The organism is Kitasatospora sp. NPDC059795 (assembly GCF_042732175.1).
In the GTDB taxonomy this organism is placed as follows: domain Bacteria; phylum Actinomycetota; class Actinomycetes; order Streptomycetales; family Streptomycetaceae; genus Kitasatospora.
In genome coordinates this window covers 12,004-32,931 of record NZ_JBHWID010000035.1, presented here as the reverse complement: position 1 = coordinate 32,931, position 20,928 = coordinate 12,004, and the positions used below count along the sequence as shown (strand labels likewise).

Genomic DNA, 20,928 nt, shown 5'->3' with positions numbered 1-20,928 from the left:
CACAACAGAGCACCGCCCCCGGACGGGCGGACTCCGCCCCTCCCCACACCATCAGGTGACAGCAGAATCGGTCAAATACTCACGAACCGCCCTCTCAGAAGACCAAACTGCAACAGCCATCAGCTCCAGGGCACTCGCTGCCCAGATCCTCGCAGCTCGACATCCTCCAAACCCCAGGCCTGCGATTGCACTCAGAGAAACTGCATCAGTGCTTAGAGATCACATGCGACGTAGCGCTCGACGGGCAGGCCCAGGCCTGGATTGCGGAGCGCGAGGCCCGGCTTGCGGCGGAGCGGGAATGGGCCGAGCGGGTCCGCCGAGAGCAGCAGGGCGAAGCGGAACGGGTGCACCTGCGCCTGTCCCTGGCAGGGCCGGCGGAACGGCGCCTGGAGGCGCTGACGCGGGAGACGGGAGTGATGCCGGAGCAACTGGTGGCGGTACTGGCCGAACACGTCCAGACCGACGGCAACGGCCTGGTCCACGTCCCCCCGGTCCCGGTCACCCCGCCGCTGCCTGGCCTGGAGACCTACCGCGAGCGGCCGCCCGCGAGCTACCAGATCAGACCGCGTTTCGGGTACGACGACTACGGCGACAGCTACAGCGGTCCGGCGCTGGACTGGTAGCGACGGGGCAACGAACGGCGGGGCCGTCGTGAACGACACACGGTGAGATCCGACCGCGCCCGTTTCCGGCCGCTGAACGGCGCAGCTCAGCAGTGGTCAGTTTTCCGGTCGTGTCGCTGGAATTCCGGGAAAGGGAAATTGTAATCATGATGAAGCAGCTTCGGCGCAATCAGGTGGAGGCCGCCGATTCCTCCGTGCGACTTCTGGCCCTTCCGGCGTCGGGGTTGGTGCCGCCTCAGGGGCTGCGGTGTCAGATCCGGGCGGCGACGGGGGCGGGGAAGTCGCTGACGGCCGTTCATGTGGCCGGCCGGCTGCGGTCGGAGCGGACGCTGGTGGTGGTGCCGTCGCTGCCGCTGCTGGAGGAGACGGTGGAGGTGTGGCGGCGCGAGGGCCACGGCGGGCGGATGATCGGGCTGTGCTCGCTGGCCGGCTACGCGCAGCCCGTCGGGGTGCGGTGCACCACCGATCCCGCCGAGCTGGTGAAGCTGACGGCCGGGATGAAGCGGGTCACGGTGTTCGCCACCTACGCGAGCCTGGGCCGGGTCGAGGAGGCGCACCGGCTGGGTCTGCCGGCCTTCGACCTGACGGTCGGTGATGAGGCCCACCACGCCTCTGGCGAGGCCGGGAAGCCGTGGTCGATGATCCTCGACAACACCCGCATCCTGTCGGACCGCAGGTTCTTCATGACGGCCACCCCGCGGATCTGGGGGATCACCGAGGCCGACGAGCAGCGGGCGGCGGAGGCCGGGGTGGAGCCGGCCGAGCTGATCGCGAGCATGGACAACGAGGAGCTGTTCGGCCCCGTTGCCCACGACTACCCCCTCGGGCAGGCCATCGCCGACGGCGTGATCGCCCCGTACCGGATCGTGTGCGTCGACGTCTCCGACCCGGTACTGCAGGGCCTTCAGCAGCGTGGCGTGGACGAGCGGTCACTGGAGTACCGCGGGGCGCGGCTGGCCGCGTTGCAGACGGCGTTGCTGACGGCGTGCGCGGAGTGGGACCTGTCGCAGGTTCTGTCCTTCCACCACCTGGTCGCCGAGGCCCGGGCGATGAGCACCGGCCTTCCGGACGCCGCCCGGGCTTTGTGGGAACAGGACCCCGCCCTGCACCCGGACCCGAAGCTGATCGGCACCACGTGGCTGGAGGCCGACCACACCCCCGCCCAACGGCGCGCTGCGCTCGATGTGTTCGCGTCGCTGGTCGGCGGGGACGGGTGGCGGCTGCTGCGCTACATCCTCTCCTCGGTCAAGACCCTGTCGGAGGGCGTGGACACGTTCCACTGCAACACGGTGTTCTTCGCCGACGTCCGCGGCTCCATCGTCGACCTGGTGCAGGCCATCGGCCGGGCCCTGCGTATGGCCGCCGGCAGCGGGAAGATCGCCACGATCATCGTGCCCGTGCTCCTGGGTGCCGGGGAGAGCGGTGAAGATCTGCTGACGTCGAAGGCCTACGACGGCCTGGCGAAGGTGCTGCTCGCGCTGCGCGCCCACGACGAAGCCGCCGTCGAACGCCTCGCCCTCCCCCAGTCCGGGACCCGCCCCGACCGGGAACCCCGGCACGCCGGCAACATGGACGAGGTCCGCTCCGCCAGCGGCGAAGAACGGCTGCTCATCTTCTCCACCCAGCGCGACCCGGCCGTCATCGCGACGTTCGTCCGCACCCGGGTCCTGGAGCCCGAGCGGGAGGAGTTCCGCCGCGGCCTGAGCGAACTGATCGCCTACCGCAGGGCGTTCGGCGACGTGCGTGTGCCCTACGCCTACCGCGCCCCGTCCGGGCACCGGCTCGGCGTGTGGGTGGCCGACCAGCGCCGCTACAAGGCCGCCGGGATCCTAGACGACGACCGGATCGCGGAACTGGACGAGCTCGGGATGGTGTGGTCGGCGTTCGACACCGCCTTCACCGACAACGTCACCGCGGTCGCCGGCTACGCCGCCGAACACGGCCACGCCTGCCCGCCGGCCGACGCCGTGTGGGACGGGCGCCCGGTCGGGATCATCATGAAGAACGCCCGTACCGCCCAACGTCGCACCGAAGCACTCCAGCGGCGGGCCGAAGCCGGCGAGACCGGCCTGGACTGGACCGGAACCTTGTCCGCCGACCGGAAGGCCGCCTACGACGCCATCGACCCGGCGTGGTGCCCGGCCTGGTCGGTGGAATGGCAGCGGTGCTTCGCCCTGGCCTGGCGCCACGTCACCGACGGCGGCACGCTGGCCGGTGCCGAACCGGGCAGCATCGTCGTCCAGGGTGAGGACCTGGCCGGGTGGGCACGGGCGCAGCAGACCGGCTGGGACAGGCTCGGCCCGGCCCAGCAGTGGGCGTGCGAGCACGTCCTCGGACTCGAACCCCTGACACCGGAGCAGCTCCCGCCCGCCAAAGTGAGCCACGCGGAAAAGGAGCAGCGCAACCTCGCCGCCGCCGCCCAGTACCGCGAGCGGGAAGGCCACCTGAACGTCCCGCGCGGGCACAAGGAGACCCTGCTGCTGGACGACGACACCACCGTCGAAGTCAGCCTCGGCCTGTTCATCACCAACAGCCGCAGCAGACGCACCACCATCCCCCCGGCCCGCGCCCAACGCCTCACCGAGCTGGGGATGCGCTGGGCACCTGGCTCAACAACCAGAAGGCCCGAAGGGCGGAACTGACGCCAGGTCAGCTCGCGCAGCTCGCCGAGCACGGCGTCGAGTGGGCGTGGGCAGCCTGTCGCTTCCGCCAGATGCTGCTGGCCGACCTCGCGACGTGTGGGGTCGGCCGACAGCGTTCTGTGGGGCTGCTGGTGGGTCAGCGGCGTGACCTGGGTTGAACAGGGCGGTGGGCCCGTCCGGGGCGCTGTTCCGGTAGGTGCCGGGGGTGGTGCGGGCTCCGGGGTTCCCGGGGTCGGGTGGTCTACCAGTGCTCGTGGCGGTCGCAGCGCATGTCGTACTTGTCGTGTTTGTCGTGCCGGTGGTGCTTGATCCTGGTGGGGTCGGTGGCGGTGTGGGGGGTGGTGTCGCCGCCCCCGGTGACGACCGCGACGTTGGTGACGTCGTCGGCGGCGCTGCAGGAGACATCGACTTGCAGCGTGATGGGCGGGTAGCTGCTCCCGGCGGCGAGGGCGTCGCTGCGGGTGCAGGTGAGCGTGCCCTGGTCGCAGGTCCAGCCCGTGCCGCTGATGCTGTCGGCCTTGAGCCCTGCGGGGAGGGTGTCTTGCACGGTGACCGTGGTGCCGTCGGTCGGGGCGGCCCCGGCGGCGTTGCCGACGGTGATGGTGTAGAGGCCGTCCCGTCCCTGGGTGAAGTGCCCGGTGTGGGTCTTGGTGATGGTCAGGGACGGGACCGTGTAGGAGATGGTCACCTGGCCGTTGTGGTTCGCCGTCCCGGTCGTTGACGGCGCGTAGCTCGTGCCGGTACCCGTGGGGGTGGCGAAGCTGCTGCCCCCACCACCACCGCCCCCACCTGCTGAGGTGCCCCTGTTGTTGACGGCGCCGCTGCCGCCGCCGGCGCCGGCGAAGTACCCGCCCCCGCCGCCGCCGCCAGTACCGATGACAGCGGCGGCGCAGCCGCCGTCGAAGGTGCCGCCGGTGCCGCCGGTGCCGACCGTGGTACCCAGGAACCCGCCTCCCGGCCCGCCCGGCAGAGCGGTGCAGGGTGGAGCGGTGCCGGCGGCCCCGCCGGCACCCCCGGTGCTGGTGCTGGTGCTGCCGCCGCCCCCGCCCTGCCCCGGAGAAGCCCCGGGGCCGGTGGCACTTCCCGCGGTAGCGCCGGTGGCATCCGGTGTCGTCCCGCCGTTGCCTCCGTTGCCTCCCGTGGAGCCCGCTCCGGTGCCGCCGGAGGCGCCGCCGCCACCGGCGACCACCAGTAGGGAGCCGCCCGTGGTGACGCTGGAGGCCCCGCCCCCACCCGGACCTTCGAAGTGGAAGCCGGTGAGCGGGAAACTCCCTCCCGGGGCGCCGCCGTTGAACCCGCCGGCACCCCCCGTCCCGGTGCCGTTGCAGCCCTTGCCGCCGGTGCCGCCGACGTTGACGGTGAAGGTCGTCGGGGCGGTGGTTTGCGGCAGGGTGGTCACCACCCGTGCCCCTGTCCCGCCGGTCCCCGTGACGGAACAGGGGGTGCCGGTGTTGTCGGCGCCGCCCGCGCCGTCTGCGGTGATCGTCACCACCGCCGCCGCCGGAACCGTCAGGGTCTGCGAGGCGCCGGTGAAGGTGAAGGTCTGCGACGGGTCGGCCTCCTGCGCCCGCATCGGCACGACGGCCATCGGTGCGGCGGCCACCGGTGGAGCTGCGGCCGCCAGCAGCGCCATACCGGACAGCAGCGCGCCCCCCACCGACACCGCCCCCGCACCGCGCTCCCCGCGCCGTCCACCCGGGCCAACCTGGTCGGATGCGCCGCCGGCACCGACCGGGACCGTCCCACCGGCCGAGGCCCTGTTGAACACGGCCGCGGGCCACTGACGGCTGACCCGGTACCACGGCAGATCGCCCTGTCCACGCGTACGAGCACTCATCCGCGGGTTCACCTCTTCCTCACAACAAAGCGCCCCGCACTCTCACGCGACAACCCGGAAGTGCGACACGACACTTGACGGTAAATCGTGACAAACCACAGCAGATACCCCGGTCCGATCACTTCGAGGCAGCGAGGTTGTGATGAGAAGCCTCGTATGTCGCACCACCCCGCGCGAGCCGGCGAGGAGCCGGCATCGCCCATACGCCTGCTGCGCCGAGCGCTGCTCGGCGCCGGCGAGGTCGCCGTCGATCGGCGGCGCCGCTATGAAGGACCGCCACATCCTCGGGACCATCCACTGGCAGAACAGGCCCATCTCCTCCGAGGGGACCGAGCGTGGGGAGGTGATGTGCGCCTACTTCGCCATGCTCTGGCGCTTCGAGCGCCTGCACACCGGCAGGAAGGTACTCCTCGAAGAGAACAACAACGTGCACGACATCGCCCTGACCATCCTGGACCGCGAGATCCAGACCCACGTTGTGGACTACGTCTGCGCCGGGACCCCACCGGGGAAGGCGGTTGTCCGCTCAGGCCGCAGACCGCGACAGCACCCACGCGAGAGAGGCCACGACAGCCTCTGGGGCATCGACGCTCGTGCGGCGCGGTTCCTCACCGGGTAGAGCTCGGCGCGCAGGACCCGGACGTCCCACCGCGGGTCGGCGGGGGTGGAACCAGGGCGGCCACCTGCTCGCGCCTTCGTGGCCCAACTCCGGATCCGCCCTGGACGAGGCCCGCCCGACCGAGAAGGTTCCCCTGCTCTCCGCACCCGCCGTCCCGCCGCCAATACCACCCGCCTTGACCCTCCAGTCCTTGGCATCGTCCGGACCGCAGCGAGTCCACGAACTGACCGCTGGAAGCGGAACCCCGGCCGCTTCTTGCGGCGTACCCCGTGCGCGCTCGCACCGCGTTCGTGACCATGGACCAAGCGACCGGGGCGGCTCCGGCTCCCGGGTGCGGACATGGAGGGGGAGCCGATGACAGACGAAAGCACCAGCCCCGCACCCGAGGACGACGCCGGAGCGTCAGCGGGCGGCACGGGTGGGTCGGCGACGGGCGGCAGCCGCGTTCAGTCCCTGGTGGTGTGGCTCGGCGTCGCCACCTCGGTGCTCACGATCCTCACCTGGCTCGGGTTCTCGAACTGGCATCAGGTCACCGCCCTGCTGGGGCCCAGCGGCGAACCATCGGCCACGGCCGCACCACCGCCACCGCCACCGCCGACGGTGACCGGGCCCGCCTCGTCCTCGGCCGCCGCCCAGCCCTCGCCCTCCCCGCCGGAGCCGCAGCCATCCTCACCGTCGTCCGTCGTACCCACGCACTCGCCGACGGCCACCGTCCAGGTGCGCTGGCACGGGAAGCTAACGCTTGACGACGGAAGCGCCAACGGCATGCCGACGACGGGCTGGTCGCTGGACCCGGTCCCGCCACAGCGGGCGCCGCTGGGAGACCTCGGCCTGGCCTGCGGGCTGGTCTGCGAACCGGGGCAACTGGTGGGGAACACGATCGTGCTCTGGGAGGGACCCTCGGTGCCCGACCGTCCGGGTTGCGCAGACCTGCTCGACTCGCACCCGGGGCAGCGGACGGTGGACGTACAGACGGGATCTGTCGCCTGCTTCGGTACCAACCAAATGCGGGTCGGGTACTTCAAGGTGCTCGGCAGCAGCGGCGGGCGGCAAACCTTGGAGGTGACGGTCTGGCAGACGAGCTGACCGGGAAAAGCAGGCCCGGCACGGGAACGCTACCGTGCCGGGCCTCGTTCATGCCGCCCGTTCCTTCGCCGGGTAGAACTTGGCGTGCAGGACCCGGACGTCCCACCACGGATCGGTGGGGGTGGATACCAGGGCGGCCATCTGCTCGCACTTGGCGGGCGCGGGGAGGACCAGCGGCCCGAGCTCCTCCTCCTGGCGGTCCTGCTCGCAGCCGGGGCACTCCAGCCGGTTGGGGCCGGCCTTCTCCGTCAGCTCCAGCTCCGAGTCCTCTTGGCCGCCGATCGAGCCCCGGCACGTCCAGCACGGGCGCAGCTTCGCGTTGGCGGCGCGGGCCTGGTGGAGGATTTCGCGGGCTGGGCCGCCGACCCGGACCCCGAGGTGCGTGCGCTGCTGTGCGAACGCGGCTGGGAGCAGTTGGACGCGCGCTCGCGCGCGGCGCTGGTGGCCGATTCCGCCCCGGAGGTGCGGGAGGCCGCCAAGACCTGTGCCGGGCATGAACGCCCGATGTCCCGCGCGGAGTTCGACGCCCTGAACCAGGAGGTGCGTCGCTACCTGTTGTCCTCGCCGCCGCACTCGAGCTGATCGCCCCGGACGCGGCCACCCGCGGCGCCGCCGACGACGTCCGTACCCGCCCGGCCGCCGCCGTCGAGGACGCCACCCGCACACAGCGGTAGCCGGGCGCGCCGCCCGGGAAAGAACGGCGTCAGGTGCGCGCCGCGCCCATTGCCTGCGGCGCGCACCGCCGGACTTCGGCAGGCCGCACGGCTGTGCGACCTGCGATGGGCGGCTCAGCCGGGGTAGTCGATGGCGTTCAGGGCGAGGTCGTCCATGACGCGTTCCTTGAAGAGCCACCTGCCGGCGACGCGGGCCACCTTGTCGTTGAACCGGCTGTAGGACGCGACGTGGGGTGTCTGGGTGCGCGGCTCGAACGCGGCGATCACGACCATGTAGCTCCAGACCGTGGCCGTGTCGGTGTCGATCTCGGTGATGATCGTGTTGGTGCTCATGTGCCGGTTGCCGACGCGGCTCGGGCCGTAGGCGTCGAGCCACTGCGCGAGTGCCTCGCGGCCGGTCGTCGTGCCCGTGTAGTTGGTGAGGCTGCCGTCCTCGGTGAAGGTGGCGCCGAAGCCCTGGAGGTCGCCCTCGTCGACGGTCTTCCAGTAGCGGGCCAGCAGTTCGTGGATCTCGAAGCGGTCGGCGGCGGTGATGGACATGCGTGTGCTCCCTGATCGAGGGCTGCTACCTGAGGTTTCCGCAGGCGTAGGCGGCGAAGACGCCCTCGCTGCCCATGGCGTCGAAGAAGGCGGCGGCGTGCTCGCTCTGCCAGCTGCCGAGCAGCCGGGTCATCGCCGGAACCGCGGTGAGCAGCTCCGCCCCGGCCGCTTGCATGGCGTCGCGGCTGTTGGCGGCGGCGGTGCGGGTGCCGGCGGCCGACACGTCGAGCAGCACGGCGACGCCGAAGCCGTCGTCGATCGCCGACAGGACCGGCGGCACCAGGCACACCTCGGTCGTCAGGCCGCCGACGAGGAGGTTCCTGCGACCGGTCGCGCGGACGGCCCCGACGAACGCCGGGTCGTCCCACGCGTTGATGACGCCCGCCCGCTGTACCCGGGCGGCGTACTCGGTGGGCGCCAGGGCTTCGAGGTCGGGCAGGAGCCGGCCTTGCTGCTGGTCCTCCAGGCTGCTGGTCAGGACGACGGGGATGCCCACCGCCGCCGCGAAGCGCACCACCGTGCGCACCCACATCCGCAGCTGGTCGCGCTCGTCCTCGCCGGCGAGCTCGCCGGCCCACTCGATGGTGCCGACCTGGTGGTCGATCAGGACCAAGGCGGTGTTGTCGACGGTGGGCGGGAGCCGGAGCGCGGTCATGACGCCGTCGGCCCGTCGGGCCGATCCGGGTCGAGTCCGGTCTGCTCCGCCCCGGCTCGTGCGTATGCGCTCGGGCGCACACGCTGGGCGACGCCCACCGGCGGTGCCCGTTCACGGCGCCGGTCCTGCCGGTGCGCGCGATCGTCGACCTCAGGAACCGCACCGCCGGGCCCGCCGACCCGATTGCCGGGCACCTCGCCGACGTCCAGCAGGACGCCGGCGGCGCCGCGCTCCCGGCCGGGACGGTCGGCGGAATCGTCGCCGCCGCAGTCACCGGGGTCCGCACCCGCCCCGACGTCCCGGCCGCCGAGTGGACGACGGGCCCCGCCCCGGACGGCATCACCGCCGAAGCCCGGCGCAGCCACGTGAGCGCCGGCCGGGGCCTGGTCGCCCAGCGCCGCTCCGCCCAGCTCGGCATCGCCCGGTTCGGCATCGGCGTCCTCGCGTTGAACGCCGTCCCGGCCTGCGTCGGCGACGGCCTTCGCCCAGGGTGCAGGACTGCGCGCCGGGCTGACGGCGGGAGACCCTGTCCTGCGTCGGGCCGATGCCGGCGGCGAGCTGTGTCCGGCTCCGGCCGGTGCGCTGTCGCGGCGCTGTCGCAGCGCGGCCGCGGTGAGCCGCGACGTTTCCGACGTGACGTGACGTGCCGTGTGCCGTCGCAGCGTCCTGTCCGTTCGGCGTGGACGGCCCCCGTGGCACTGGCGCGAATCCACTGAACCGGGTGGGGGTGGCGCGGGGTCGGCGACGGGCGCGGGTGATCGGCCGTCGGGGAGGCGGCTCGGAGCCTTCCGGCGCGGACCCATCGGCCGGGCGGGTCGGCCGTTGGGCGGACGGCGGGTGGGCGGCGGCGGTAGCGTGCGGGCATGCGGATCGCTGAACGCCTTTGGTTGGCAACGGTCTTGGGGCTTTTCTGCGTCGCGGCGAGCGGGTGTTCGGGGGGAGGTTCGCCGGCGGCGGGCGCGGGCTCCGGCACCGGTGCGGCCGGGGCCGGCGCGGTGGTCGATGTCGAGGGCACGGAGTTCGGGTCCGATCACATCCGGCAGATCGTCGAGTCGGTGTACGTGCCCGGCACGGCGGGGCTGCGCGGCGGGGAGGTGTTCCGTCCCGGGCAGGGGAAGCCGCTGGCCCTGTCGCCCTGCCGGGTGGAGCAGCCGATGTCCGGGGTGCGGGTCGACGACGGGATCCGGGTCGGGCCTGCGACGGTGCCCGTGCCGGCGGCGATCTACGAGTTGCGCATCCCGGCGGAGTCGGACGGGATGTGGGCGAGCGTGTACGTGCTCGCGCCGGGCGCGGACACCACGAAGCTGCTGGTGGACCTGCTGGCGGCGGGTCGGGCGTGCGGGTCGCGCACGGTGGCGGCCACGGACCCCTCCTCGCGGGCCTCCGCGCGGGTGGCGAGCACCTCGTGGACCACCATGGGCACGGACGGTCCGGGGGTGGCGGTGATCAGCGCGTCGGTGCCCGAGGCCGGCGCCACGGCTGCGCCGAAGGGGCCGAACTGGACCATCGGTCCGGACGGAAAACTCGCGCCGGACGGCGACCTGACGGCCTTCCGCACGGCCGGCCCGGGGTTCCTGGACTACGGCGAGGCCGTGTTCTACGGCACCAACGGCCGGATCCTGGTCGAGGTGGCCGTGGTCGGCCAGAACCGTCCCTCGGCGGGCTCGGCGTCCGACGTTCCGGCCGTGGAGGAGGCGTACCCGGCCGCGCAGCGGGCGCTGAAGGAACTGCTCGCCGGGTTCCGGGGCCTGCCGGACTGACCCGGGACTGACCCGGGGCCGGCCCGGCCGGGGTGGTGTCCTTGTGCGTCAGGGGCGTCGGGGCAGGTTCTCCGTTGCTCTCCCGGATCGCCGCCGCAGGCCCTCCCGGCGCCCGGACCGGGGCGCTGTGGCTGCTGACCCGCCCGGCCGTCGACCGGCACGACGAATACGACCTCCCGCTCGGCATCGACACCGCCGCCCGGCGCGCCGCGGCCGTCGGCCCGGAGGAGACCCTCCGCCGGTACGGCGAGGAAATCGCCTCCGAGACCGGCGAACCCGTTCCGGTTGCACGGCAGCCGACGGCGCGTGTCCGGCTCCCGGACTCCGGCCCGGCACATCAGCGGAGCGCGTTCGCCGGCGACTGGGTCAGGACGCAGGTGAACCCGACGCCCCAGTCGTCGCGGTCGTCGCAGCTCAATTCCCGGTCGCTGAAGGCCTCCAGCAGGTCCGCCGGCGGGACGACGACGCCCTCGGCACTCGGCTCCGCGACGTGCAGCACCTCGACCATGCCCGCGCGGACGAACCGGACCAGCGGGGCGAGGTCCGCGGCCACGTACGCCCGCAGCTCCTCGCCCTCCAGGGCGGCCGGCAGATCGGCGAGGATCCCGAACGGTCCGGTCAGCCAGCCGCTCGCCTCCATGGCGCACACCCGGATCCGGTCCTCGTCCTCCGTCAGGTCGAGCTGGTGGATGGTGACCGGGGCGTCCGGCGCATACGCCCGGACCTCCCGGCGATGGCGTCCCTCGGCGGTGGCGTGCAGCGAGAGGGCGGGCAGGCCCGCCGCGTCGCCCGACGGCGTCAGCCACGTCGCCGGGTCGGCGACCACTTGCTCCAGCTCCGGGCCGGTGACCGCCGGGCCGTCTTCCCGGACGAAGCCGGCGCTCAGGGCCCGATGCACCGTCAGCCACCCGTCCGCGACCAGCCGGAGCGCCGCCGCCGCCAGCTCGGGCACGCGCTCCAACTCTTCCGCGGGCGACGCATTGCGCCGCCCCGGCACCTCGGCCCAGCGCAGCACGGCCGTGATGTGCCGCGCGCTGCCACACAGGCTGGCGCCGGTGATCGCACGGCGGACCAGCACCTGCTCGGTGACGGTCAGTTCGTCCCAGTTCTCCATGGCAGGCGATCCTGACACGTCCATCCGCTCCGGCCTTCGGGGTTTCGCCCGCAGACCTGGACTTCGCCGCCTGCCTCGTCGTCGGCCCGGGCGGGATCGCTCACAGGGCCCCGAGCCGGCGCAGGACCGCGGACGCCGAGGCACCGAGGCACCGAGGCACCGAGGGCAGTGCCGGCCTGGACGGCGGCGTGGATCCGGTCGCCCTCCGGGTCGCGGTACGGCTCGGCCCGCTACGCGCGCAGCAGCGCCTGATCCTCACGGCCCGCTCCGATCTCCACCCACCCGGGATCACCGCCGTCGACATCGACGACCCCCGCCCGGAGCAGTGGACACCGTTCCAACCGCGGCATCCGGGCGGCCGGGGCGTCGCCGACCGCCTCGACCCCGGCCGACGCGGTGAGAGGGGCCCGGACGGGGCGCCGGCCGGGCAACCCGATCGCCGCCCGGCCGACGGCTGCGGCCACCGTCGCGGCCGTGGCGGAACCGGCGGAGGTGCCGCGCCGGGCCGCGGCGGGGGCGGAGTACGTCGAGGTGCGGCAGTCGTCGCGGACGGCACACTGCACCGGGTGTCGGCCGCCGTACGCGTTCCCCGAGTACGGCGGCCGACGGCGTTCCGGAGCGGTCGCGGGTGGCTGGACCTCGGGCGGGGCCGTCAGGGCGTCGGGCTCTGCGCGTCCTCGACGTCGGCGAGCAGTTTGCGCAGGAGCCCGTCCAGGGTGGCCCGTTCCTCGCCCGAGAGGGCGGAGAGCAGCGCGGTCTCGTTGGCCGCGTGGTCGGTGAAGGCGGCGTCCACGAGGGCGCGTCCGGCCGCGGTGAGGGCGATGCGGACGCTGCGCCGGTCCGCCGGGTCGGTGCGGCGTTCCACCAGGCCCGCCGATTCCAGCCGGTCGGTCCGGCTGGTCATGCCGGCCCGCGACATCAGCAGCAGCGCGGCGAGTTCGGAGGGCATCAGTTCGTACGGCGCGCCGGAGCGGCGCAGGGTGGCGAGAACGTCGAACTCGCCGCGCTGGAGGCCGTGTTGCTTGAACACCTCTTCGACGACCCGGCCCGCGAGCAGCGCGAAGCGGCTGAGGCGGCCGACGGTGCCGACCGCCGCCAGGTCGAGGTCCGGGCGCTCCCGGCTCCACTGGTCGAGCATGACGTCCACGTGATCCATGGGGGCATATTATTCGATGGGAGATAGTTAGACGTAGTACTATCAGCCATGGAACTATCGGAGCTCGCTGTGGGGAGAGGCCAATGACGTCGATCGGACCGGAAGCCGTGGTGGTGCGGGGCGACGAAGCCGAGACCGTCGGAATGCTCGGCGGCAAGGGGCGGCTGCTGGCGGACTCCGGCGCCACCGGCGGCGCCCTGAGCACCCTGCGCGTCACGCTGGGGCGCGGCAAGGACGGCGCCACTCCGCACTACCACGGGGGCTCCTCGGAGCTGTTCTTCGTCGTCGACGGCTCGGCCCAGGTGCTGGTCGGCAACGAGGTGGTCACCGCCCGGAGCGGCGACCTCGTGGTGGTGCCGCCCCATCTGCCGCACGCCTTCGCGGCGGCGCCGGACTCCGGGGCGGACCTGCTGATCGTGATCACCCCCGGGGTGGAGCGCTTCGACTACTTCCGCCTGCTGGAGCGGATCCGCGCGGGCGAGGCGACGGTCGAGGAACTGCTCGCCAAGCAGGACCTCTTCGACAACCACTTCCTGGAGTCGCCGAGTTGGCGCGACGCCCGGGAGGAAGCCGCCCGGTCCGAGCCGTAGACCGCCCGGCACCGAACTCGGCCCGACACCAGGGAAGGAACCCCGTGACCGACACCCGCACCATCACCAACCCGCCCGGCCTGCACGACCCGACGCCGTTCGGCTACAGCCACGCCGCCTCCGCGCCCGGCGAACCGGTGTTCATCGGCGGCCAGTACGCCTCCGACGCCGACGGTCGGGTCGTGCCCGGCGACTTCGCCGCCCAGGCGGAGCTCGCCCTCGCCAACCTGCGCACCGCGCTCGCCGGGGTCGGCCTCGGCTTCGAGCACGTGGTCCGGCTCGGCTCGTACATCGTCGACCACGACCCGGAGAAGCTGACCGTCCTCGGCAGGGCCCTGGCCGGGGCCTGGGGCGACCGGCTGCCCGCACAGACGCTCGTCGGGGTCGCCTCGCTCGCCCTGCCGGGGATGCTCTTCGAGATCGACGCGGTCGCCGTCCGGCCGACGGCGGGGACAGCGGGCTGACCCACCCCACCGGGTACAGGAGAAGTCCCGTTCAAGGCCGGCGCAGTCACGGCGGACGGCCACCCCGCGCTCGTCGCGCCCGGGCGGCAGGCGCCCGGTCCCGCACCCCGGGCGCCGGCAGCGGACACAGGGCCGGACGGCGCCCACCGGCCGGTTCCCGGTGAGCCGGATCCGCTCGGGGCGGCGGGCACTCGGATCGGGCGGGGCGTCCGCGCCGACGGCTCGGCGGGCGGAGAGGTTCTCGGCGGCCTTGGCGATCAGGCCGGACGGCGACCAGGCCGGACGGCGTGCAGTCCCGGACGGCGTGCAGTCCCGGACGGCGTGCAGTCCCGGACGGCGCACAGGGCGGCCGGCACAGAAAGGGAGCAGCGTTCGGGGGCGCCGGGGACCGGGCGGTAGACCTGGGACGGCGAGAGGGTGATGCCGCGTCACCGACGTGCGGCATCAGGGCGGCGACGGCGGCCATGCCACGGGTGGCCATGACCTCGCGCAGGCGCCACCGGCAGGCGATCCGGCGCAGTGCGGGGCGCCCTGGGACGACGTCGGCCGGCGGTCTTCGTTCTTGTGGGCCGTGCGCTCGGGGTGCGGGCCCCGCTCGAAGCGGTGCACGCTTCACCGGGAGGCCGGGCGCAGATCGGGCAGGTTCTCTGTCTCGGGTGTTCTGCGCCGGAACCTCGCCGGCGCTTCCCCGCGCAACCGGGTCGAGACGAGCGGTACGTGCCGGCTCCGGACGGTGCCCGCCCGGCCGGTGAGTCCCGTCGGCTCGCACTGTCCCGCCACGAGAGGAAGACCGTGACCCTCCAGCAGCCCCCTGCGCCGATCCTGATCAACAACGTACGTGTCTTCGACGCCGTGCGCTCCGGGCCGACCCCGCCGACGTCGGTGCTCATCCAGGACCGAAGGATCGCCGCGATCGGTACCCGGAACCCGCCGGAGGGGACCGTCGTCATCGAGGGCGGCGAGCGGGTGCTCATCCCCGGCCTGACCGACGCGCACGTCCACCTCTTCGCGACCGGGACCTCCCTCGCGGGCCTGACCACCGGCGCCACCGGCACGGGCTACTACACCGCGCTCGCCGCGGCCGAGCGGATGCTCATGCGCGGCTTCACCACCGTCCGGGACATGGCCGGCGACGTCGCCCCGCTGCGGCAGGTCCTGGACGCGGGAACGTTCCCCGGCCCGCGCATCTACCCCAGCCAGGCCGCGATCTCCCAGACCTCCGGGCACGGCGACTTCTCCGACGTCTACGAGAGCGCGAACACCTTCTCCTGCGGCGCGCACGCCCGCGCCGAGCAGATCGGCTTCCTGCGCGTCGCCGACGGCCGCGACCAGGTGCTCGCGGCCGTGCGCGAGCAGCTGAAGAAGGGGGCCTCCCAGATCAAGGTCATGGCGGGCGGCGGGGTCGCCTCCGCCTACGACCCGCTGGACGTGCTGCAGTACACGCCGGACGAGCTCAGGGCCGCGGTCGAGGCCGCCACGGACTGGGGCACCTACGTGGCCGCGCACGTCTACAACGACGAGGGCGTCCGGCGCGCGATCGCCGCCGGGATCAAGTCGATCGAGCACGGCCACCTGGTCGCCGGTCCCGAGACCGTCAAGCTGATGGCCGACAGCGGGGTGTGGCTGAGCACCCAGCCCTTCCTCGAAAGCGACCACGAGTACCCCAACCCGGAGAACACCGAGAAGAACAAGCAGGTCTGCGAGGGCGTCGCGAACTCCTTCGCGTGGGCGCGGGAGCAGGGCGCGAACATCGCCTTCGGCACCGACCTGCTGCTCGAACCGGAGAAGTCCGGACTGCAGAACGAGATGCTCACCCGGCTGTCCACCCACTTCGGCTTCAAGCCCGTCGAGGCGCTGAGGATCGCCACCTCCGGAAACGCCGAACTCTTCCGGCTCGCCGGCGAGCGCGACCCCTACAAGGCGGCCCCTCTCGGCCGGATCACCGAGGGCGCCTGGGCCGACGTCCTCCTCGTCGAAGGCGACCCCCTCCAGAACCTCACCGTGCTCGGCGACCCGGACAAGAACCTCGCCGTGATCGTCAAGGACGGCCGCATCTACAAGAACACCCTCGCCTGACCCCGACCCGCCCCGGGCGACCGCCGCAAAGGGGAGAGGGCCGTGGCCGAGCAGCTCCGCCGAAGCTCACCATCACCGCACTGTGAGCACAGGCGCGTGCCGTCGCAGGGACGTCAGCCACCCTCGGCGAAGCCGTTCTCCGCGGCGGACTTGTCCTGGAAGGAGCGGCCGGGGTCGTACTCCCCCCGGAGGTCCTCCCCGCCAAATTCACGGTTGCCACATCTTCGAGTGACACCCAGTCGATTCGGCGGAAGTCACCTTCAACGGCGATGGGTCGGTCGTGACCGACCTCGCAAGTGGCACGTTCACGGTTGTCTCGAGCACCCTGGCCGAAGGGGGTTCGGGGGCCGTGAGGATCGGCCTCCCCAACAGTCAGACGTTCTTCCTCAGGCCGACGTGCCTGGCCGGGACGACCGTTCGCCAACTCGACGGCTTGCTGCAGTGGGGCACCGACCTGTACAGCGCTGTCCTCTCGCGGCCCAGCCTGTAGGCGGACGCACCCCGCACCCGTCGGCGCCGAACCCCGCTTTCCCGGTGGGGAGTTCGGCCGCCCGGGCGGGCCGGGCCAGAGGTTTGCGCGATCACCGACAGGCCATTCCGGTCATTCGGTGGCCGATACCCGCGAAGGACCGCCTTCTTCCCGGATGCCGCACCCCGGGGTGCGAGGGACTGCCATGCTGACACCAGCGGAATGTGACATTTCACATTCCGCCTGTCGTCCTATCCCTGCCACCCGAGGAGAGACACCCATGAAGACCACCGTCATCGCCGTCGCCACCGCCGCCGCGGCCATAACCACCCTGGCCACCGTCCAGGGGGCCGCCGCCGCGCCGGTCGGCCCGGCCGGGCCGGTCGGCGCGGTCGTGACCTGCGGCACCCCTGGCGCGCCCGGTCCGCTGCTGACCCGGGCCTGCGTCGAGGTGACCGGCAACCAGGTCCGCTTCTACGGGGTGGCCACGCCCGGCGACCCGTCCTGGGAGCCCCGGCCCCTCGGCTTCACCGTCTCCGGCACGGTCGTCGGCAGCGCCCCCCTCGCCCCCGTCCACCCGGCCGTCATCGTCCAGGCCGGCTCGAACCAGGTCGGCAGCGTCTTCTCCAGCGCCCCGTGCGGCGCCACCGTCAGCACCACCTTCTCGGTGGCCCAGCCCGGCTGGCCCACCTCGACCGCCACCGTCTCCACCGTGGTGGCCTGCTGACGCCGGACTCCCGCAGGTGTGCCCCGGCCCCCGGGGCACACCCCGCCACCACTCCTCCGCTGCGGCCTTCCAGCGGCAGCAGATCCGCCGGCGCAGGTCCGCCGGCACCCGCGTCCCGCCGCAGCGACCGGCCGGTGCCGCGCAGCCCGAGCACGGGAGCCGGCCGCCGCAACAGCGCCCCGACCCGCCGGATCCCGACCGGGCGGCCGAGCAACGCACGGCCCGGTCGCCGGTCCAGCCGCAGCCGAGGACCGGCGACGCCGCCGGGCTGCCGGACCGTCCCGATCGCGCCGGCCGGGTCCTTGAGACCGCTTGCCGGACGGTGCGTCAGGTCGACGAACTCGTGGCCGGTGAGCGTGCTGAGGATCTGCGCGCCGTCGCCGTAGCGGCGGATGGTGGCGGCGAGGTCTTCGGCCGGGTCGGTGGTGCAGCCGGCGGCGAGGCGGGCGGCGCGCAGGATCCGGGCGGGACTGTCGTGCCCGTGGCGTCTGCCATGTCGCCACGCCCTCTGCCGAACCGTGCCGCGTCGCTGCTCGCACCGGCCCGGGACACCCGCGTGCCGGGGTGGTGCGAGCCCGTTGGGTGCGGGTCGCATCCCCGTGGTCCCGGGGGCGGGCCGCCCGTGGCGGCGTGGAGCGCTTCGTCTCGCTCCTCGCCGGGGCGCCGGGTCCGGGCAGCGTCGGGGCGGTTCACAGGCCGCCTGTGCAGAGGAGGCGGTTGGGCGAGTCGGGGCCGAGTCGGGTGAGGACGTCGGCGGTGGAGTCGGTGACGAGCCGGGCGCGGATGTCCTGGGGGGTGGCCTGCGGGGTCTGCTGCTCGATCAGGGCGGCGGCTCCGGTGACGTGGGGTGCGGCCATGGACGTGCCGTTGAGGGTGCTGGATCCGCCGCCGAGTCCGGCGGAGACGATGGCGACGCCCGGCGCGTACAGCGCCAGGCAGGGGCCGTGGTTGCTGAAGCTCGCCTGCCGGTCCTGTTTGGTGACCGCGCCGACCGCGAGGGCCTTGGGGGTGCGGGCGGGAGAGAAGTCGCAGGCGTCCTGGGCGTCGTTGCCGGCCGAGACCACGGGCAGCACGCCCCGGTCCGCCAGCGCGTCCACGGCCGCGTCGAGCGCCTCTGAGGGCGGTCCGCCGAGGGAGGCGTTCAGCACCGCCGGCCGCCGGGCGTGGGCGGCGACCCAGTCCAGGCCCGCGAGGGAGGCGGCCGTGGAGCCCTCCCCCTGGCAGTCGAGCACCCGGACGGCGGCCAGGGACACCGCGCGGGCCACGCCGTAGGTCCGGCCGCCGACGGTCCCGGCCACGTGCGTCCCGTGCGAGTGGCAGTCCTGGCCGTTGCGGCCGTCGCCGACGGCGTCGAATTCTGCGGTGGCGCGGCCTTCGAACTCCTCGTGCCCGGTCTCGATGCCGGTGTCGCGGATGTACGCGGTGACGCCCTTGCCGGTTCCCTCGACCGTGAAGAGCCCGTCGAGCGGGAGCGAGCGCTGGTCGATCCGGTCCAGGCCCCAGCTCGCCGCCTCGACGGTCACCCGGGGCGCGGCGCTTCCTGCGGTGGACGGCGCCCGCCCGTCCCGGGCCGCGCGGTCCGGGCGGGCTGCGCGGTCCGGTCCGGTTCGGGAGGGGGGCCGACGCCGATCCGGGCGTTCTCCTCGATCGCCTCGACGGCGGGCAGGCCCTGCGCCGTCCGCAGCTGGAGCGGGGTGAGCGGCGCGGCGAAGCCGCGCAGCGCGGTGCCGTAGGTGAACAGGGGCCGGACGCCGAGTTGCTGCAGGACCGTCTCGGGGGAGAACGCAGGCTTCACCCTGACGATGTACTCCCCCAGCACCGCCGCCGGGGAGCGCGTCCAGCAGGACGGCGGCGGCCACCAGGAAGCCGAGCTGCCGGAGGTCCTGGTGGTGGCACTGGGTTCACCATGGATGCGGATACAAGGTCCATGGCAGGCCCGTGTCGAGGTGCTCTAACGTCGGGCCATGACGATTCCACCCCGGTTGGGGCGCCTGGCACGGCGAGCGCGGCGGGACATCGGCTTCCTGGCCACGGGCGTCCCGGTGCACCTGGCGCTGGTGCCCGTGTGGGCCTGGGGCGCGACGACCACTGCCGGGACGGGGAACTGGGCGCTCACGCTCCCGGTGTCCGCCGCCCTGGTCCTGGGCGGCGTCCCGGTGCTGACGGCGGTTCAGCGGTACCGGCACCGGGCGCTGCTCGGGGTGGACATCCGTCGCTCGTCGCCCGTGCCGCAGCGCCGGTCGCCGGCCGCGGCCCTGCGGTGGCTCTTCTCGCCGCGCGCCTGGCGCCAGGTCGGGTACCACCTGGTGCTGGGCCCGCCGGCGGCCCTGTCGGAGCTTTTGGTGCTGATGGCGGCGGTGGCGGGTCTGGCGGGCGCCACCGGGTACGGCTGGATGTGGGCGCTGCCGGCCGGGGTGCGGCGCGAGTGGTTCGGCTGGGCGACGCTGATGCCGTGCTGGACCGTGCTCGGCCTCGTTCTGCTGTCCCTCCTGCCCCGGCTCGCCGGGGTGGCGGCCCGGGCGGAGTCGCGCTCCGCCGCGGCGCTGCTCGGGCCCAGCCGGGCCGATCGGCTCCAGGAGCGGGTCGCGTACCTGGCGGGCAGCCGCACCGGCCTGATCGAGGCGGTCGATGCCGAGCGCCGCCGGATCGAGCGCGACCTGCACGACGGCGCGCAGCAGCGGCTGGTCTCGTTGGCGGTCAACCTGGGGCTGGCCATGGCCACCCGCCCCGATCTGCCGGGCGAGGCCCGTGAGGTGCTGGCGGAGGCGCATCTGGAGGCGAAGGCGGCGATTGCCGAACTCGCCGATCTGGTACGCGGGTTGCATCCGGCGGTGCTCGAGGACCGGGGCCTGGACGCGGCGTTGTCCGGGCTGGCCGCCCGGGTTCCGGTGCCGGTGCGCCTGCGGGTCGAGCTGCCGGACCGGGCGGCGCCCGCCGTGGAGTCGGTCGCGTACTTCGTGATCTCCGAGGCGCTGGCGAACGTGACCAAGCACGCCGACGCCTCGCGGGTCGAGGTGACGGTCCGACGGGTCGGGACGGTCCTGCGGGTGAACGTCACCGACGACGGGCTGGGCGGCGCCGACCCTGCCGGTGGCACGGGGTTGAGCGGGCTGGCCAAGCGGGTGGTCTCCGTCGACGGCGCCTTCCGGCTCAGCAGCCCCGTCGGGGGGCCGACGACCGTGACGGTGGAGCTGCCGTGCGCGCGGTGATCGCCGAGGACTCGGTGCTGTTGCGGGTCGGCCTGGTCAAGGTGCTGGAGATGAGCGGCTTCCAGGTCGTCGCGGAAGTCGGCGATGCGGAAGCGCTGTTGGCCGCCGTCGAGGAGCACCGGCCCGAACTCGCCCTGGTGGACGTCCGGATGCCGCCCACCTTCACCGACGAGGGCGTGCGGGCGGCCGCGGCGATCCGCCGCGACCGGCCGCGCACGGCGGTGGTCCTGCTCTCGCAGTACGTGGAGGAGCGGTACGCCGCCGACCTGTTGGCGACCAACACGAGCGGAGTGGGCTACCTGCTCAAGCAACGCGTGGCCGACGTCCAGGACTTCGCGGCAGCGGTACGGCGGGTGGCCGAGGGGGGAACGGCGCTGGACCCCCAGGTCGTCGCCCAGCTCCTGCTCCGCCGGAGCGACCCGCTGGCCGCCCTGACCCCGCGCGAGCGGGAGGTGCTGGCCCTGATGGCGGAGGGCCGGTCCAACGCCGGCATCGCCGAGGCGCTGACGGTCGGTGAGAGCGCGGTGGCCAAGCACATCAACAACATCCTCGCCAAGCTCGACCTGCCGGTGGCCGACGCGGACCACCGCCGGGTGCTCGCCGTGCTGCGCTTCCTGGGCGCGTCCAGCGCCTGACCTTCCCGTCCGCGGTCACGATCCGCGGCCGGAGCACCCGGTCGCCGGACGG

The 20,928-nt window shown here is 73.5% G+C and carries 22 protein-coding genes; 12 read left to right on the top strand and 10 right to left on the bottom strand.

Annotated features, from left to right (window positions below; all coding sequences use genetic code 11):
- Positions 1–212: 212 nt before the first annotated feature.
- Entirely contained in the window at positions 213–350 is a 138-nt protein-coding gene (locus tag ACFV4P_RS35155) for a hypothetical protein (RefSeq protein ID WP_380477566.1), read from the bottom strand.
- 66 nt (positions 351–416) lie between these two features.
- Here ACFV4P_RS35155 and ACFV4P_RS35150 point away from each other — a divergent pair, with 66 nt between their 5' ends.
- Positions 417–623, top strand: coding sequence for a hypothetical protein (locus ACFV4P_RS35150; RefSeq protein ID WP_380477565.1), 207 nt, complete (start codon positions 417–419; stop codon positions 621–623).
- A 146-nt stretch (positions 624–769) separates the two neighbouring features.
- Entirely contained in the window at positions 770–3,265 is a 2,496-nt protein-coding gene (locus tag ACFV4P_RS35145) for a Helicase associated domain protein (RefSeq protein WP_380477564.1), read from the top strand.
- Between the two features lie 241 nt (positions 3,266–3,506).
- Here the strand turns inward: ACFV4P_RS35145 and ACFV4P_RS35140 are convergent, their stop codons facing one another.
- Entirely contained in the window at positions 3,507–4,928 is a 1,422-nt protein-coding gene (locus ACFV4P_RS35140; RefSeq protein WP_380477563.1) for a hypothetical protein, read from the bottom strand.
- 439 nt (positions 4,929–5,367) lie between these two features.
- On the opposite strand from ACFV4P_RS35140, the gene ACFV4P_RS35135 reads away from it, so the two are divergent.
- Both ACFV4P_RS35135 and ACFV4P_RS35130 read left to right on the top strand, forming a co-directional pair.
- On the top strand, positions 5,368–5,721 hold the full coding sequence (locus ACFV4P_RS35135; RefSeq protein ID WP_380477562.1) for a hypothetical protein: 354 nt from the start codon (positions 5,368–5,370) through the stop codon (positions 5,719–5,721).
- Positions 5,722–6,075: 354 nt separating this feature from the next.
- The gene (locus tag ACFV4P_RS35130; protein WP_380477561.1) at positions 6,076–6,807 is read left to right on the top strand and encodes a hypothetical protein; all 732 of its coding nucleotides are present in this window, start codon (positions 6,076–6,078) and stop codon (positions 6,805–6,807) included.
- Between the two features lie 48 nt (positions 6,808–6,855).
- Here ACFV4P_RS35130 and ACFV4P_RS35125 read toward each other — a convergent pair whose 3' ends face one another.
- From ACFV4P_RS35125 to ACFV4P_RS35115, 3 genes are all read right to left on the bottom strand, one after another.
- Complete coding sequence (locus ACFV4P_RS35125; RefSeq protein ID WP_380477560.1) at positions 6,856–7,302, bottom strand: hypothetical protein; 447 nt, start codon at positions 7,300–7,302, stop codon at positions 6,856–6,858.
- Positions 7,303–7,595: 293 nt separating this feature from the next.
- Positions 7,596–8,021: a nuclear transport factor 2 family protein gene (locus ACFV4P_RS35120; protein WP_380477559.1), complete on the bottom strand. Its 426-nt coding sequence runs from the start codon at positions 8,019–8,021 to the stop codon at positions 7,596–7,598.
- Positions 8,022–8,046: 25 nt separating this feature from the next.
- Complete coding sequence (locus ACFV4P_RS35115) at positions 8,047–8,676, bottom strand: isochorismatase family protein (RefSeq protein ID WP_380477558.1); 630 nt, start codon at positions 8,674–8,676, stop codon at positions 8,047–8,049.
- 995 nt (positions 8,677–9,671) lie between these two features.
- Here ACFV4P_RS35115 and ACFV4P_RS35110 point away from each other — a divergent pair.
- Positions 9,672–10,436: a hypothetical protein gene (locus tag ACFV4P_RS35110; protein ID WP_380477557.1), complete on the top strand. Its 765-nt coding sequence runs from the start codon at positions 9,672–9,674 to the stop codon at positions 10,434–10,436.
- Positions 10,437–10,773: 337 nt separating this feature from the next.
- Here ACFV4P_RS35110 and ACFV4P_RS35105 read toward each other — a convergent pair whose 3' ends face one another.
- The 3 genes from ACFV4P_RS35105 to ACFV4P_RS35095 all read right to left on the bottom strand — a co-directional run bounded on the left by ACFV4P_RS35105 (position 10,774) and on the right by ACFV4P_RS35095 (position 12,706).
- A complete protein-coding gene (locus ACFV4P_RS35105) occupies positions 10,774–11,550 on the bottom strand; it encodes a hypothetical protein (RefSeq protein ID WP_380477556.1) in 777 nt (258 codons plus the stop codon).
- A 230-nt stretch (positions 11,551–11,780) separates the two neighbouring features.
- On the bottom strand, positions 11,781–12,113 hold the full coding sequence (locus ACFV4P_RS35100; protein ID WP_380477555.1) for a hypothetical protein: 333 nt from the start codon (positions 12,111–12,113) through the stop codon (positions 11,781–11,783).
- A gap of 89 nt (positions 12,114–12,202) precedes the next feature.
- Entirely contained in the window at positions 12,203–12,706 is a 504-nt protein-coding gene (locus tag ACFV4P_RS35095) for a MarR family winged helix-turn-helix transcriptional regulator (RefSeq protein WP_380477554.1), read from the bottom strand.
- Between the two features lie 83 nt (positions 12,707–12,789).
- Between ACFV4P_RS35095 and ACFV4P_RS35090 the strand changes: the two genes are divergently transcribed.
- The 4 genes from ACFV4P_RS35090 to ACFV4P_RS35075 all read left to right on the top strand — a co-directional run bounded on the left by ACFV4P_RS35090 (position 12,790) and on the right by ACFV4P_RS35075 (position 17,032).
- Positions 12,790–13,296: a cupin domain-containing protein gene (locus tag ACFV4P_RS35090; protein WP_380477553.1), complete on the top strand. Its 507-nt coding sequence runs from the start codon at positions 12,790–12,792 to the stop codon at positions 13,294–13,296.
- A gap of 44 nt (positions 13,297–13,340) precedes the next feature.
- Positions 13,341–13,760 carry a RidA family protein gene (locus tag ACFV4P_RS35085; protein WP_380477552.1) on the top strand — a complete coding sequence of 140 codons (420 nt, stop codon included), beginning with the start codon at positions 13,341–13,343 and terminating at the stop codon, positions 13,758–13,760.
- Positions 13,761–14,552: 792 nt separating this feature from the next.
- Positions 14,553–15,836: an amidohydrolase family protein gene (locus ACFV4P_RS35080; protein WP_380477551.1), complete on the top strand. Its 1,284-nt coding sequence runs from the start codon at positions 14,553–14,555 to the stop codon at positions 15,834–15,836.
- Positions 15,837–16,585: 749 nt separating this feature from the next.
- A complete protein-coding gene (locus ACFV4P_RS35075; protein ID WP_380477550.1) occupies positions 16,586–17,032 on the top strand; it encodes a hypothetical protein in 447 nt (148 codons plus the stop codon).
- A gap of 689 nt (positions 17,033–17,721) precedes the next feature.
- Here the strand turns inward: ACFV4P_RS35075 and ACFV4P_RS35070 are convergent.
- Complete coding sequence (locus ACFV4P_RS35070; RefSeq protein WP_380477549.1) at positions 17,722–18,555, bottom strand: S8 family peptidase; 834 nt, start codon at positions 18,553–18,555, stop codon at positions 17,722–17,724.
- Positions 18,552–18,827, bottom strand: coding sequence for a hypothetical protein (locus tag ACFV4P_RS35065; RefSeq protein WP_380477548.1), 276 nt, complete (start codon positions 18,825–18,827; stop codon positions 18,552–18,554). Before ACFV4P_RS35065 ends, ACFV4P_RS35070 begins: the two co-directional genes overlap by 4 nt.
- 7 nt (positions 18,828–18,834) lie before the next feature.
- Here ACFV4P_RS35065 and ACFV4P_RS35060 point away from each other — a divergent pair, with 7 nt between their 5' ends.
- The 3 genes from ACFV4P_RS35060 to ACFV4P_RS35050 are packed head-to-tail and all read left to right on the top strand — an operon-like array spanning position 18,835 to position 20,876.
- Positions 18,835–18,987, top strand: coding sequence for a hypothetical protein (locus ACFV4P_RS35060; protein ID WP_380477547.1), 153 nt, complete (start codon positions 18,835–18,837; stop codon positions 18,985–18,987).
- Between the two features lie 9 nt (positions 18,988–18,996).
- A complete protein-coding gene (locus tag ACFV4P_RS35055; protein WP_380477546.1) occupies positions 18,997–20,241 on the top strand; it encodes a histidine kinase in 1,245 nt (414 codons plus the stop codon).
- Complete coding sequence (locus ACFV4P_RS35050) at positions 20,229–20,876, top strand: response regulator transcription factor (RefSeq protein WP_380477545.1); 648 nt, start codon at positions 20,229–20,231, stop codon at positions 20,874–20,876. Before ACFV4P_RS35055 ends, ACFV4P_RS35050 begins: the two co-directional genes overlap by 13 nt.
- Positions 20,877–20,928: the final 52 nt, after the last annotated feature.

Coding starts and splice junctions, on each gene's coding strand:
- ACFV4P_RS35150 (WP_380477565.1), top strand. CDS start 417: ATGCCGGAGCAACTGGTGGCGGTACTGGCCGAACACGTCCAGACCGAC.
- ACFV4P_RS35145 (WP_380477564.1), top strand. CDS start 770: ATGATGAAGCAGCTTCGGCGCAATCAGGTGGAGGCCGCCGATTCCTCC.
- ACFV4P_RS35135 (WP_380477562.1), top strand. CDS start 5,368: ATGAAGGACCGCCACATCCTCGGGACCATCCACTGGCAGAACAGGCCC.
- ACFV4P_RS35130 (WP_380477561.1), top strand. CDS start 6,076: ATGACAGACGAAAGCACCAGCCCCGCACCCGAGGACGACGCCGGAGCG.
- ACFV4P_RS35125 (WP_380477560.1), bottom strand. CDS start 7,302: ATGCCCGGCACAGGTCTTGGCGGCCTCCCGCACCTCCGGGGCGGAATC.
- ACFV4P_RS35120 (WP_380477559.1), bottom strand. CDS start 8,021: ATGTCCATCACCGCCGCCGACCGCTTCGAGATCCACGAACTGCTGGCC.
- ACFV4P_RS35115 (WP_380477558.1), bottom strand. CDS start 8,676: ATGACCGCGCTCCGGCTCCCGCCCACCGTCGACAACACCGCCTTGGTC.
- ACFV4P_RS35105 (WP_380477556.1), bottom strand. CDS start 11,550: ATGGAGAACTGGGACGAACTGACCGTCACCGAGCAGGTGCTGGTCCGC.
- ACFV4P_RS35095 (WP_380477554.1), bottom strand. CDS start 12,706: ATGGATCACGTGGACGTCATGCTCGACCAGTGGAGCCGGGAGCGCCCG.
- ACFV4P_RS35090 (WP_380477553.1), top strand. CDS start 12,790: ATGACGTCGATCGGACCGGAAGCCGTGGTGGTGCGGGGCGACGAAGCC.
- ACFV4P_RS35075 (WP_380477550.1), top strand. CDS start 16,586: ATGAAGACCACCGTCATCGCCGTCGCCACCGCCGCCGCGGCCATAACC.
- ACFV4P_RS35060 (WP_380477547.1), top strand. CDS start 18,835: ATGTACTCCCCCAGCACCGCCGCCGGGGAGCGCGTCCAGCAGGACGGC.
- ACFV4P_RS35055 (WP_380477546.1), top strand. CDS start 18,997: ATGACGATTCCACCCCGGTTGGGGCGCCTGGCACGGCGAGCGCGGCGG.